The 548-nt window shown below is 67.9% G+C and carries 1 protein-coding gene; it reads left to right on the top strand.

What is annotated here, in order from left to right:
• The coding region (locus tag AC1ECK_RS36665; RefSeq protein WP_480328195.1) for a dihydroxy-acid dehydratase domain-containing protein at window positions 1-548 on the top strand (548 nt) is incomplete at both ends.

Raw genomic sequence — 548 nt, 5'->3', positions numbered from 1 at the left:
TATGCGGGCAAGCCGGTGATCGCGATCCTGAACACGTGGAGCGAGATGAACCCCTGCCACACGCATTTCAGACAGCGTGCCGAGGAAGTCAAGCGGGGCATCTGGCAGGCGGGCGGCTTCCCGATCGAGCTGCCGGTGCAGACGCTCTCCGAGCCGTTCCAGAAACCCACCACGATGCTGTACCGCAACTTCCTCGCCATGGAGGCGGAGGAAACGCTGCGCTCGTATCCGGCGGACGGCGTGGTGCTGATGGGCGGTTGCGACAAGACCACGCCGGCGCTGCTGATGGGGGCGATCTCGATGGACCTGCCGACCATCTTCCTGCCCGCCGGTCCGATGCTGAGCGGCAACTGGAACGGCGCGACGCTCGGCTCCGGCTCGGACACCTGGAAGTACTGGGCGGACCTGCGCGCGGGCAAGATCAGCGAGCAGGACTGGCAGGGGGTGGAAGGCGGCATCGCGCGCTCGCCGGGCCACTGCATGACGATGGGCACGGCCTCGACCATGACGAGCGCGGCGGAGGCGCTGGGCTTCACGCTGCCGGGGTT

The sequence above is a fragment of the Paraburkholderia sp. SSBN10T genome (assembly GCF_056619545.1).
The sequence above is the reverse complement of the archived record's forward strand: the minus strand, read 5'-3'. Positions and strand labels throughout refer to the sequence as shown.